The 12,923-nt window shown below is 46.3% G+C and carries 14 protein-coding genes and 1 riboswitch; all 14 genes read left to right on the forward strand.

Features of this window, described 5'->3' with window-relative positions; all coding sequences use genetic code 11:
• Window position 1 precedes the first annotated feature (1 nt).
• On the forward strand, window positions 2-775 hold the full coding sequence (locus tag HMPREF0868_RS02295; protein WP_012993100.1) for an NYN domain-containing protein: 774 nt from the start codon (window positions 2-4) through the stop codon (window positions 773-775).
• 66 nt (window positions 776-841) lie between these two features.
• Window positions 842-2,365, forward strand: coding sequence for a 4-alpha-glucanotransferase (gene malQ, locus HMPREF0868_RS02300; protein WP_012993101.1), 1,524 nt, complete (start codon window positions 842-844; stop codon window positions 2,363-2,365).
• A gap of 67 nt (window positions 2,366-2,432) precedes the next feature.
• On the forward strand, window positions 2,433-2,990 hold the full coding sequence (efp, locus tag HMPREF0868_RS02305) for an elongation factor P (RefSeq protein ID WP_012993102.1): 558 nt from the start codon (window positions 2,433-2,435) through the stop codon (window positions 2,988-2,990).
• Window positions 2,991-2,998: 8 nt separating this feature from the next.
• The gene (locus HMPREF0868_RS02310; RefSeq protein ID WP_012993103.1) at window positions 2,999-3,376 is read left to right on the forward strand and encodes an Asp23/Gls24 family envelope stress response protein; all 378 of its coding nucleotides are present in this window, start codon (window positions 2,999-3,001) and stop codon (window positions 3,374-3,376) included.
• Window positions 3,369-3,917, forward strand: a complete 549-nt coding sequence (amaP, locus tag HMPREF0868_RS02315) for an alkaline shock response membrane anchor protein AmaP (protein ID WP_012993104.1) — start codon at window positions 3,369-3,371, stop codon at window positions 3,915-3,917. The genes HMPREF0868_RS02310 and amaP overlap by 8 nt, the downstream gene beginning before the upstream one ends.
• Window positions 3,914-4,153 carry a DUF2273 domain-containing protein gene (locus HMPREF0868_RS02320; RefSeq protein ID WP_012993105.1) on the forward strand — a complete coding sequence of 80 codons (240 nt, stop codon included), beginning with the start codon at window positions 3,914-3,916 and terminating at the stop codon, window positions 4,151-4,153. Before amaP ends, HMPREF0868_RS02320 begins: the two co-directional genes overlap by 4 nt.
• A gap of 11 nt (window positions 4,154-4,164) precedes the next feature.
• Window positions 4,165-4,620 (forward strand): transcription antitermination factor NusB, encoded by a 456-nt coding sequence (gene nusB / locus HMPREF0868_RS02325; RefSeq protein WP_012993106.1) that lies wholly within the window; start codon window positions 4,165-4,167, stop codon window positions 4,618-4,620.
• Complete coding sequence (xseA, locus tag HMPREF0868_RS02330) at window positions 4,620-5,954, forward strand: exodeoxyribonuclease VII large subunit (RefSeq protein WP_012993107.1); 1,335 nt, start codon at window positions 4,620-4,622, stop codon at window positions 5,952-5,954. Before nusB ends, xseA begins: the two co-directional genes overlap by 1 nt.
• On the forward strand, window positions 5,947-6,243 hold the full coding sequence (xseB, locus tag HMPREF0868_RS02335) for an exodeoxyribonuclease VII small subunit (RefSeq protein ID WP_012993108.1): 297 nt from the start codon (window positions 5,947-5,949) through the stop codon (window positions 6,241-6,243). The genes xseA and xseB overlap by 8 nt, the downstream gene beginning before the upstream one ends.
• On the forward strand, window positions 6,227-7,237 hold the full coding sequence (locus HMPREF0868_RS02340) for a polyprenyl synthetase family protein (protein WP_012993109.1): 1,011 nt from the start codon (window positions 6,227-6,229) through the stop codon (window positions 7,235-7,237). The genes xseB and HMPREF0868_RS02340 overlap by 17 nt, the downstream gene beginning before the upstream one ends.
• Window positions 7,182-9,335 (forward strand): 1-deoxy-D-xylulose-5-phosphate synthase, encoded by a 2,154-nt coding sequence (gene dxs, locus HMPREF0868_RS02345; protein WP_081470230.1) that lies wholly within the window; start codon window positions 7,182-7,184, stop codon window positions 9,333-9,335. The genes HMPREF0868_RS02340 and dxs overlap by 56 nt, the downstream gene beginning before the upstream one ends.
• Entirely contained in the window at window positions 9,268-10,161 is an 894-nt protein-coding gene (locus HMPREF0868_RS02350; protein ID WP_034574706.1) for an NAD(+)/NADH kinase, read from the forward strand. The genes dxs and HMPREF0868_RS02350 overlap by 68 nt, the downstream gene beginning before the upstream one ends.
• Window positions 10,162-10,178: 17 nt before the next feature.
• On the forward strand, window positions 10,179-11,909 hold the full coding sequence (gene recN, locus HMPREF0868_RS02355; protein ID WP_012993112.1) for a DNA repair protein RecN: 1,731 nt from the start codon (window positions 10,179-10,181) through the stop codon (window positions 11,907-11,909).
• Between the two features lie 86 nt (window positions 11,910-11,995).
• A riboswitch (TPP riboswitch) is annotated at window positions 11,996-12,094 on the forward strand.
• Window positions 12,095-12,154: 60 nt separating this feature from the next.
• Window positions 12,155-12,910: a 3-oxoacyl-ACP reductase gene (locus tag HMPREF0868_RS02360; protein ID WP_012993113.1), complete on the forward strand. Its 756-nt coding sequence runs from the start codon at window positions 12,155-12,157 to the stop codon at window positions 12,908-12,910.
• The last annotated feature ends 13 nt before the right edge of the window (window positions 12,911-12,923 follow it).

Raw genomic sequence — 12,923 nt, forward strand, 5'->3', positions numbered from 1 at the left:
AATGAATAACGATGATGATATACGTTTGGCAGTGCTAATTGATGCCGACAACATATCTTCCCACTATGTTAAAGCCTTGATGGAAGAGGTAGCACGTTACGGTATACCGACAATTAAGCGCATATACGGTGACTGGACCCGGCCAAACCTCAGCAATTGGAAAAATTGTCTGCTTGACCACGCGATAGCTCCGATTCAACAGTTCGGCTATACAAGCGGTAAAAATTCGACTGATTCGGCGCTTATCATTGATGCGATGGATATTTTGTATGCAGAAAAGGTGGATGGTTTTTGTCTAGTTAGCAGCGATTCAGATTTTACCCGGCTGGCGACCCGACTACGTGAGGCTGGCAAAGTGGTATATGGATTTGGTGAGCAAAAAACGCCGAATCCCTTTATTGCAGCCTGCGACCGCTTTGTCTTTTTGGAAATAATCCACGGGGTAGACAATTCTTTGACTCGGCCGGCACAACCTTCCTCGAGCAACAGTTGTTCGCAACCGATCAATTATCAGACACACGACTACAAAATAGACCAAGATTTAAGCAATTTAGTCTATAGTTCAATAAATGATGTCGCCGATGAAGATGGATGGGCATTTTTAGGTGATGTTGGTAATATGATCATAAAGAAACGGCCGTCATTTGATCCGCGGGCCTACGGGTGCAATAAATTATCGGCATTGATCCGCAAGTTTGATCGGATTGAGTTTGACGAGAGACCGACCAACTCGCCGCGCATAATGCACATTTATATAAGATTAAAGGATAATTAAAGCATAATTAAAACATAATTAGAACATAGAAAAATATTTGTAAATGAGAAAAAAGGAGTTAAATTTATGAAAAGCAGGTATAGCGGAGTTTTGCTGCACATTGCTAGCTTGTCCGGCCCTTATGGTTGTGGAACGATGGGGGTAGAAGCGGTTGATTTTCTGAAAAAACTCAAAAAAGCAGGATTTTCCTATTGGCAAGTTCTTCCATTGACTATCGTCGATGAATTTCACAGCCCGTATAAGTCATTATCCGCCTTTGCCGGCAATCCGGCTTTGATCGATCCACGTGGGTTGGTATCTGACGGATTACTTACGGCGGCGGAAGCGGAAGCGTGTATTTATCCGCAAACAGCCTCAAATATGAACTATGAAACGGCTATGGCAACAGCTGATAAATTTTTGAATCTTGCTTTTAGCCGGGTGACCGCCAAACTTCGCCAGCATATAAGTTCTTTCATCACTAAAGAATCTGCATGGCTTACGGATTATGCCTGCTTCATAACAGCAAAACGCACTTTCAATTTGTTGCCCTGGTGGGAATGGCCGGACAAAGCTCTGGCGGCGCATGAGCCGCAAGCGGTAGCTGATTTCATGCAAAAACACCAAGAGGAAATTGACCGCTGCTATTTTGAACAATGGGTGTTTAACCGCCAGTGGAGCGGCCTACACAAACAAGCTCGCGAACTCGGTATTGGGATAATCGGTGATATTCCGTTTTATGTTGATGGAGATTCGGCCGATGTGTGGTCGCATCGAGAGCTTTTTGCCATGGAAAGCATGAAATTTACTGAAGTGGCAGGCGTACCCCCGGATTATTTTTCGCCAACGGGGCAATTGTGGGGTAACCCGATATATGACTGGTTTGCCCACCAAAAGGAGAATTTTGCTTGGTGGAAGTTGCGTATGCAACACGCCCTAGAGGCTTTTGATAAACTGAGAATTGACCATTTCAGAGCCTTGGTAACTTTCTGGGCGATTCCTTACGGCAGCCCTGATGCAACTTCAGGCGAATGGCGGCAGGCCCCTTATATGGAATTTTATCGTCAGGTTTTTGGTAACTGGCCGGCGGAACGTATTTTTGCGGAAGATCTGGGTGACATAGATGCCAAGACTCGTGAAGGTATTGATGCGGCTGGATTGGCCAACATGAAAGTGTTGCAATTTGTGTTTAACATCGGTGGGGTAAAGGACGATTTGCCGCACAATTGGGAATATCCGACGGTTGCGTATACTGGAACTCATGACAATACCACTTTGATCGGTTGGATTTGGGAAATGGATGACGAGCTCCGTCGCTATGTGCTTGATTATGCAGATTTTCCGGCTGATGCCGACTGGGGCAAAGGCGGATTCAACAGTCCGTTGGTTCGGCGTATGTTAAGGGTTTTGTGGCAATCGGCAGCGAAATTGACCGTGGCTCAGGTGCAGGATTTATGCGGTTTCGGCGGCGATACAAGAATGAACTTGCCGGGACGGAAAGAAAATAACTGGAGCTATCGTCTGCCATTCGGCACAACAGAGCATATCGACTGGGATTATTTTGCGAAGTTGAATAAGCTTTATCAGCGCAACACTCCGGCCGACGATTGAAAATGCAACAAATATGTAATAAACTAAGAAAATAATATCTTTAATTTGGTTTGTTTGAGGAGGAACTATGATTACAGCAGGCGATTTTCGCAACGGCATGACCTTTGAAATGGATAATAATGTTTTTCAGGTCGTTGAATTTCAACATGTTAAACCCGGTAAAGGGGCAGCTTTTGTACGTACGAAGTATAAAAACATTCGCACAGGAGCGGTGTTAGAGCGTTCTTTCAACCCTAATGAAAAGTTTGAAAACGCTCAGTTGGAACGATCGGACATGTCTTATCTGTATGCTGACGGCGATTTGTACTATTTTATGAATGTGGAAACATATGATCAGCTGCCGTTTACTGCTGAAATCTTAGGTGATGCTTTGAAATACTTGAAAGAAGGTATGGTTTGTAAGGTTATATCTTACAAAGGAACAGTTTTCAGTGTTGAACCGCCGTTGTTTGTTGACTTGCTGATCACGCAGGCTGAGCCGGGTGTCAAAGGTGATACGGCTCAAAATGCGACGAAAACAGCTATTGTTGAAACCGGTGCTTCGATTCGTGTTCCGCTGTTTGTCAATGAAGGCGAAACGATTCGTGTTGATACACGGACCGGCGAATATTTGGAAAGAGTATAATTTTTGCTATGGCGGAACTGTTTACAGTCAAGGGCGAAAGAACCATGTCACAGGGGTTCATCGCCCAGTATGCCGCCGAGGCTGCCCGACAGACTGAAGGCGTTGCGGATATGGATCGAAGCGGCGTGGCAGGTCTTAAAGAGGCTTTGGGTTTGGAACATGAAGGTTACGGTGTTACGGTTCAATTTAAAGAAGAAGACCACAACTTGGTTACGTTGACGGTTTACCCGATTATTTATTACGGTATGGTTGTTCCGGAAGTGGCTTGGGCTATTCAGGAAAACATCAAATCTGATGTCGAAAAATATACCGGCTTGGTAGTTGAAGCCGTCAATGTTCATGTGAAGAATATCGTCTTACGCCCTGAAGAGGTGGAAAATGCGTAAACTTTACCGATTTTTGATCAGCGTCTATTCTTTATTGACGGCTATTGCCGCCTTACTATTTTTGTCATTTTTACTTAACGGAACTTGGGCTGCCGCAGTTCCGGTGTTTTTTGCGGTTCTGACATATAGCCGAAAAATGTTCTGGTTGGCTACAATCGGAGGCTTCGTAATTTTTGCTTTGTCGGTAGGAACCTTGGTTTATGCACTCCTGACAGGCCGCCTGCGCCACACCCGTTTGCGGAAAACGGAAAACGGTATTGTAGAAATAGGCGTTGATGCTTTGGAGAGTATTGCCCTCAATTCAGCCCGAGCTGCTCAAGCTGGCATCAAGACGGCTAAGGCTAGAATTTACGCGGCACAAGGTGCGCAAATAAATGTGGATTTGACGGTCGTCTTATACTCTGATGTTGAAATCCCGGCTCAAATGGCAAAAATTCAGGAGCGAATCAAGAAAGATATTGAAAGGTACTCCGGCATTCCCGTTGCACAGGTGAGTGTCAATGTTTCACGGGTTGAATTGGTAGGAGCGAAGGTTGAATGATGCGGAATTTTTTGGAACCGCTGATAAAATTTTTGCAAGGGAAGAATATTTCCATGATCGGTGCCGGGACATTTTTCCTGATCGCCTTGCTGTGGGTCATTTTTGGCTTTATGCGTCTGGTCTTTATTTTATTGATGACGGTAGCTGGCTATACAATGGGAGCGGTGTTTTTTCGAGACTCGGAGAGTTTGCGTAAATGGCTTAATCGGATTCTTCCCCCCGGTCTTTTTCGGTGAAAGGTGGATTTATGAAGAGAAGAGAAGCAAGGGAACAAGCATTTAAATTTTTGTACCAGATTCAAGTACAAACTGACGATATTCCTGCGCAACGCGAGTATTTTTTGCGCAGTTGCCGTGATGAGTTCGGTTTTGAAGATGCAGACATTTCATATATCACCGGAGTTGTTGATGGGGTCATAAAGGAGACGGCGGAATTTGACCGCCAAATTTCCACTTGTCTGAAAAAGTGGACGGTGGATCGCTTGCCTTGTGTTGACTTGGCTATTTTGCGCTTGGCCTTATATGAGATTAAATATGAACATGTTGCTTTCAGTATTATTGCTAATGAAGCTGTTTTGCTTGCTAAAAAATATAGTACCGAAGAGTCGCGTAGCTATATTAACGGTATTCTCGGCAAATTAATGCCAAAAGAAGATGAGCAGTCCGTGAAAGATATGGCGGAGACAGAAGCGGATGAGGTGTAATGGCGGAAGATATTATGACGGAAGACATTATGACGGAGAATATATATCCTGAACACAGTGTTGCCGAAGTAGCCGCTTATATCCATAAATTGATCCGACGCTCTGCCGATTTGTCCGCGTACTGGATTTGTGGCGAATTGTCAGGGGTCAAGCGTTATTCTTCAGGGCACATATATTTTACAATCAAAGATGAGCAGGCTCAGCTGTCATGTGTTATGTATAATTCTAATGCATCGCGGTTGAGTTTTCCTTTAAAAGACGGGAAAAAAGTAAAGCTTCGGTGTAAAATCGACTTCTACGAGGCTAGGGGACAATGCCAACTAATTGTTTTGGCTGTTGAAGAAGCTGGAAGCGGGCAGCTTTACGCCAAATATCTGGCCTTGAAAGAAAAATTGGCGGCGGAAGGCTTGTTTGCCAATGCCAGGCCTTTGCCATTACTTCCTAGGCGAGTCGGCGTGATAACCTCACCATCCGGCGCTGTTATCCAAGATATCTGTAATGTCAGTTGCCGGCGTTTCCCGGCGGCGGATATTTTGCTGTATCCTGCTGCTGTGCAGGGTGAAACGGCTGCCGCAACTTTACGTCGTGGAATTTTGTTGTTTAATCGCCTGAAAAATGTTGATGTGATCATTATCGGTCGGGGTGGCGGCAGCATAGAAGATTTATGGCCGTTTAATGATGAAGAACTAGCGCGGGCCGTTGCCGCCTCAGAAATTCCTGTGGTAAGCGCGGTAGGCCATGAAACCGATTACACTATTTGTGATTTTGTCGCCGATCATCGCGCACCTACTCCGTCCGCTGCTGCAGAAATGGTGTGGCCGGTACGGGATGAATTACAGACGCGCATTGCCGGCGCTGAGCGGCGAATGGCGTTTGCTTTGGAACGCAACTGGGAGGCGGCTAATTTCAGATACAGCCATTGTGCCGCGCATTTCACGGCGACGCAGGCGGCAGCCTTGCTTAATAAATTTTTCAGTGCCTGGCAAACGGCAATTAATCGCTTACAAAATCAGCATCCTTTGCGGCAAACAGAGCGAAACCACAGTCAGATCGAAAATTTGTTCGCGGCGGCCTCACAACATATTCGCTACATTCTCCTGCAAAAGGAGCAACAATGGCGCTTGCAAACAGAAAAATTGAACAACCTTAATCCGCTTAACGTTTTGATGCGCGGCTTCGGCCTAGTAACCGACAAAAACGATGCTGTAGCGGTAAGTACGGCCAAAATTCTTCCCGGCGACAATATAAAGGTGACTTTACAGGACGGGAAATTAGCTTGCAAAGTTTTGGCGGTTGAGAAAATTAATGGCAAAGGAGTTACTTGCGATGGATAATATAGATGACAATAATAAAGAATTAAACGGATCCGACGTTTCAGCCGAAAAAGGTGAACTTTCTTTTGAAAGTGCATTGCGCAAGTTGGAAACGGTAACAACTCAACTTGAGCGCGGTCAATTAAGCTTGGAAGAGTCTATTCAACTGTTTAACACAGGCGTGCGACTGAGTGCTTTTTGTCAGGACAAACTCAATGAAGCTAAACAAAAGATAAGTCAGTTGTTGCCGGAAAGTGATGACGGAACTGAAATTCCGTTTGAGGGGCGGCAAAGTGAATACAAGGACTGATTTTTTGAATTTGCTTAAAAATATGATTGAAAGCATTAATGCTGTTTTGGCGGATACTTTACCCCGAGCGGCGGTTGAAGCTGTCATACGTGGGCAAAACTTGTGTTCGACTGCGGCGGAATGGCAGGGATATTTTTCAAAGTATCGGGCGGAGCAGGAAGCGGCAGGCAATGGCGACAAAACGGTTAGCGAACTTGATTTAGCAATTACTTATGCAATGTTGGCAGGTGGCAAGCGGCTTCGTCCGACTTTGGCCGTCTTAGTTTACGAGATGCTGAGCAGGCAAACTCTGCCGACGAAAAGTGAAACTTGGCCTGACGCTCTTAAGTATTTAATCCGTGCAGTTGAATCTATCCATATTTACTCTTTAATACACGATGATTTGCCGGCCATGGACAATGACAGCTTGCGCCACGGTCGTCCGACTTTGCATACTTTTTTCTCGGAAGGGCAGGCTATCCTAGTCGGAGATGCTTTACTTTCGGAAGCTTGGCAATATGCAACAAAAACGGATAATGTTGAAGCCGGTATGATTTTGGCGCAAAATGCTTTAGCAATGGTTCATGGGCAATGGCGCGACTTAGCCTTCACTGACCAAAAAGTAACATACCAAGATTTGTGTGAGATGGTAAAACGTAAAACTGCTGCCTTAATTGCGGCTCCGGTTTTAGCTGCTGCGACCTTGACGGAGGCCGACGCACCGACTAAGCGACAATTGTCGCAATTTGCTGAAAATTTGGGCATCGCTTTTCAGATCCGCGATGATATTCTTGATGTCGAAGCCGAAAGCGAACGTATGGGCAAAACATTGGGCAAAGATGCCGCTGAGCATAAGACAACGTTCGTGAAGGTTCTGGGAATGGTGGAGGCCAAAAGAGAACTGGTTCGATACACCGATATCGCTAAACGAGCTTTAGCGGATCTGGCTGATCGCGGCTATGAGACAAAAAACTTGGCCGAGCTTACCGCTTGGCTGGTGGATCGCGAGGTTTGACAGGATGATTGAACTCGGCAAAATTTTGCAAACCTATAATGGGCCGCAAGATTTGGCAGCTTACTCAACGGCGGAGCTGCGCGAGCTGGCCGCAGAGGTAAGAGCTTATATAATTGCCGTCACCGAGGCTAATGGTGGTCATTTGGCGTCTAACTTAGGCGTGGTTGAACTGACGATAGCTTTATTAAGAAATTTCGATTTTAAAGATACACAGATAGTTTGGGATGTCGGCCATCAAAGCTATGCCTATAAAATTTTGACCGACCGCAAAAAAGAATTCATGACCCTGCGCCGAGCGGGGGGACTTGCCGGTTTCCCCAAACGCAGTGAAAGCCCGGTCTATGACGCCTTCAATACTGGCCACAGTACAACATCCGTTTCTGCGGCCATAGGTTTGGCCAGGGCGGCAAAATTGCAGGGACGACCGCATACTGTCATTGCGGTAATCGGTGACGGGGCGATGACTGGCGGCTTGGCTTGGGAAGCGATGAACAATATTTTGCCGGATGATGATATATTAATTATATTGAATGATAATCAAATGAGCATAGCACCCAATGTCGGCAGCTTCAGCCGCCATCTGAAGAACATTCGGGTCAATCCAAACTATTTGAAACTGAAACCCAAGATAGAAAGAAGTCTTTTGCGTTGCGGCGTATGGGGTCGCCCCTTCATTAAACTGTTGCAGAAATTGAAGCAAGGTACGCGTAACGCGATTCAGCCAGGCAATTCTATTTTTGAAGCCTTAGGCATTCGCTATTATGGATTGGTAGACGGGCATGACCAAGATGAACTTCAACGTTATCTAAGTGCCCTTAAGCTGGTCAAAGGACCGCGTATGCTGCACATTGCTACAATCAAGGGTAAAGGATACCTCCCGGCTGAAACTTCTCCGGCCGATTATCACGGAGTCGCGCCTTATTATATTCAAAAAGGCAAGCAAAAAAATCCAGATGGATTCAGCAACGATTCCCTACCGACAGATTTCACCACGGCTTTCGGCCGGGCAATTGTTGACTTAGCAGCTACCGACGAGTCAATTTGCGCGATTACAGCAGCGATGCCAAGTGGGACCGGGCTTACGGAATTTGCCGCAAAATACCCGCGCCGCTTTTTTGATGTTGGGATCGCGGAAGCCCATGCTGTAACCTTCGCTTCAGCGTTGGCCGCGGGGGGAATAAAGCCGGTTGTAGCTGTCTATTCGACTTTTTTACAACGCGCCTATGATCAAATCATTCATGATTGCTGTTTGCAAAATTTGGCCGTGACATTTTGTTTGGATCGGGCCGGGCTGTCGGGGCAAGACGGTGAAACTCACCAAGGCCTATATGATTTGGCGGCGTTGCTGCCATTGCCCAACTTGCGTATTTTTGCGCCGGCCACATACTACGATTTGAAGAACTGTCTCAGTTATGCCAGATATGGTGTGCCTTATGATTTTCGTCGCTTACATTCCTGTGATCCTGAATGTGAGAGCGAAAAACCAGGCGACAGGTGTGAGTCATTAAAGTCAATAAATGAACCAAAATCCATCGGGCCTGCCGTCATTCGTTACCCTAAGGGTAAGGAGTCGGAGCTGTATCCGTCGAGTTTTGCGGAGCAAGTCAGTGAAACAGCTCCGGCTCCCCGGTTGGTTCGTGAAGGAGCTTCTCTAATGGTGCTGGCGGTAGGACCATTAGTCGGTCAGGCCTGCCAAGCGGCCGAGGAGCTGCGCAAATACGGCATTACTTTGCGAATTATTGATCCGATTCAGCTTAAACCGCTTGATAAATCAGCATATGCAAGACTCCTCTTGCGGGATAAGCCTTTACTGATCATCGAAGAAGGAAGCTCAATAGGCGGCTTTGGCAGCTATTTCCGTCAAGAGATGGCGGAAATACTTGCTTTGTACCACATACCCTGCCATGCTTTGGGCATTCCTGATATTATAGTAGAGCATGATACGATTGCAGGAGCTAGAAAAAAACTCGGCCTTGACGCGACTGGACTAGTAGCGTCGATTCTATCGTTGGTTAGCGGAAGGGTGCACAATGAAAATCGGTTTAGTAATAAATATGAGAAGGGATTGCCATTTGCAAGTAAGCAACAAAGCAGTTAAATTTTTGCGCGATTTAGGGGTAGAAGTAGTTGTGGATCCCCAGCACCATCAAAGCGAAATTTACCAGCTTGCAGGGGTTGAATTCAGTTCATACGCGGAATGTGCCGTTGTTTTGGCAATCGGGGGTGATGGAACATTGCTTTCTGCCGCGCATTGGACGGGTGAGTGGCGAATGCCTTTGGGCGGCATAAACCTCGGCAGTCTGGGTTTTATGACCGAAATTGATGTTGAGGTAATGCAAGATGCCTTAACAGCTATTGTCGCAGGTAATTACAGCCTGGATCAGCGCATGCTGCTTAAAGTATGGTGCAAGGATAAGCTGGGGCAGATTAAATATGAAGATTTTGCCGTCAATGATGCGGTGTGCAATCGTGATCCGTCGTCGCCGATTCAGACCTATCAGCTAAACATTGATAATGAGACTGTTGAATTAATACCGGGAGACGGAATAATAATTTCTAGCCCGACCGGATCTACCGGCTATGCCATGGCGGCTGGCGGTCCGATAATTGATCCTCGGGTGAGGGCAATATTGTTTACGCCGCTTTGTCCGCACACATTACATAACCGCAATTATGTTTTAGCTGAAGATAGCGTGATTGAAATCCGTTTGCAGCAACCGAACAGTAGTTCTTACCTTTCGGTAGATGGTCGTAATACTATTCAGTTAGACACGGACGATGTCATTAAGGTGGCGAAAAACTCGCTTTCATTGAATCTTATTTCTCTGACCAAGCAAAATTTTTATACAAAAGTGCCGGAAAAGATACAGAAACGCAGCTTAGGCCGGGCGATATGTAAAAATTGGCTTGGCGATCATGCATAGGTTTACAGAGGTGTAAAGTGCTTGAACGATTGGAAATTAAACAGTTGGCATTGATTGAGCAGGCGGTGTTTGAGCCGGCCGCAGGATTCACGGTTATTACGGGGGAAACCGGTGCCGGTAAATCACTTTTGCTAGGGGCTATACAAGCCGTGCAAGGTAGCAAAATGAGCAAAGAGCAAATACGAGCAGGCGCCCGAAATGCCTCGGTTGAGGCCTATTTTTCGCATGGTGTTGCAGCCTTGAGTCGGCAAAACCGTGCTGACTTTCTTGCAGAAGAAACGGAAGATGATGACTTGATTCTGGCGCGGAGCATAAACACGGCTGGTCGCAACTTTTGTCGACTAAACGGGAGCTTGATTCCTTTGCATGAATTGCAACGTTTGGGAGAGGATCTGGTGACGGTACACGGCCAAAGAGACAGTCAAAAGATTTTTGAAGTGGCTGAGCACGCCCCGCTTCTTATTAAGTACGCGGCCGGGGAATGGCCGGAGGAATATCAAGAATATCAGAAAGCCTGGCAAGCTTGGCGCAAAATTGTCGGTCAGCTCAATCGGGTGGATCTGAGTGATGAAGAACGCGAGCGCATGATTGATTTGTTTAGTTATCAGATAAATGAAATCAAAAGTCTGGATTTAAAACCGGGTGAGGAGGATGCTCTTAGGCAAAAAAAGCAGAAATTGAGTCAATTAAGAGGACTGATAGCATCTTTACAGCAGATTGCGTTGTGTCTAGAAGGAGATGGAGCTGAGGCTGGCGGGGCCATAAGTTTGCTCGAACAGGCTGGGGCAGCAGCCGAAAAAGTCAGTTCCTTGTTGGAAAAAGCCGGGTTACCGCTCGACAATCTTAGCCAAGCCAAAGAGCTGTTGTTGCCGCTTGCCCGTGGTATCAATAAATTGGCCGCACAACTTGACTTTCACCCAGATATCTTGGAAGAAATCGAGCAGCGTTTGGACAGAATTGCCCGGCTGAAGAAAAAATACGGCAAGGATGAAGCTGCTATACTGGATTTCGCGCAGCAGACGGAAATTAAGCTGGACAAGCTGACTCGCCTGGAAGCAGCCTTACAAAAGCTTACCGCTGCAGAAGATGCTGCCTGGAATGAGGTAAGTGTTAAAGGGGAAATATGGCAAAAATGTCTTGCCGCCGCCGCGGCTGAATTAAGCTCGTCAATTAATCGTGAATTGGCCGACCTGGGCATGCAACAGGCGGCTTTCAAAGTGGAGTTCAAGCAGCGCGCACCGCGTACAGCGACGATTTATGGACTTTGTGAAGTGGAATTCCTGTTGCAAGCCAATTTAGGGGAGGGCTACAAGCCGTTATACAAGATAGCTTCTGGCGGCGAGGCTGCGAGAATTATGTTGGCAATCAAAGCTGTTTTGGCTAAGGTCGATTCCGTTCCTTTGCTTATATTTGATGAAATAGACAGCGGAGTGAGCGGTGAAACAGCTGCGCGGGTAGGTGAGAAATTGCTTTTACTCAGCAGAGATGCCCAGGTGATTTGTGTTACCCACTCTGCCTATATTGCTTCTATGGCCGATAAACATTACAAAATTTATAAGGAAGTTGCTGATGGTCGGACCAATACTTATTTGACTGAGCTTGACCAAAATGGGGCCAAGGCGGAAATTGCTCGTTTGCTGGCTGGCGATACTGATCGGGCTACGGCAGAAAAGTTGGCGTCATCATTACATGGCAAGGCGGCTGAGTTTAAGCGGGTACATGGTTTCAAGTCAGCAAGGCCAGACTGAAAAGCGCGATGCAAATCTGAAAAGCGCGATGCCGGGCTCAATTTGTAAAGGACAGTACTTGGTATATGCGCTATAATAAAAAAGATGATGAATTGCAGGGGGACCGCGAGCGGTTGAGAAGGCTAAAACCTGACCCTTTGAACCTGTTTATTAAGATAAGCGTAGGAAGCAATTAAAACTATCTTTTCACTTGTTATGGTACTCCTCGGTTCGTTATTAATAAATAAAGCCAAAGGAGTATTTTTATGGAAAAAAGAGTGGCCATTGTTACAGGCGCAAGCCGCGGCCTAGGCCGAGAGATTGCCCGACAATTTTTGGAAAAAGGCTATTACGTAGTTGCCAATTACTATCAGACCCCGAGCGGCGCCCAAAGCTTAGCAGCGGAATTCGGTGTGGACAACGTCCTACCCGTGCAGGCGGATGTCAGAGATAAAGCGGCTATGACACGTTTGCATGAAGCCGCCTTACAGAAATTCGGGCGAGTTGATGTCTTGGTTCACAATGCATTGATCAATTTCCGTTTTGATCCGACTAAGCAACTTGATCTTGAAAATATCGGTTGGGAAAATTATCTTGCGCAAATGGAAGGCTCGGTTAAGGGAGCTTTAAACTTGCTGCAAACGAATTTAGCTAGTTTAAAAAAACAAAATCATCCTCGTTTCATTGCGATAGGGACCAATCTATTCCAAAGTCCGGTTGTACCTTATCACGAATACACTACCGGTAAAGGTGCTTTACTTGCCTTTGTAAGGAACGCGGCGGCAGAATTGGGTAAGTACGGGATAACGTGCAATATGGTTTCGGGCGGTTTGCTTAAAACGACAGACGCTTCAGCGGTGACGACTCCGGAAGTGTTTGATTTGATTGCTGCGACTACTTCTCTGAAACGTGTAACAACCCCGGCCGATTTGGCGGCTGCTGTATGCTTTTTGGCTGAGCCGGCGGCACAGGGAATCAGCGGACAAAACATTGTTGTGGACTCCGGTCAGACGTTTAATTGATTCCGTTTGCGTC

It is taken from the genome of Mageeibacillus indolicus UPII9-5 (assembly GCF_000025225.2).
In the GTDB taxonomy this organism is placed as follows: Bacteria; Bacillota; Clostridia; order Saccharofermentanales; family Fastidiosipilaceae; genus Mageeibacillus; species Mageeibacillus indolicus.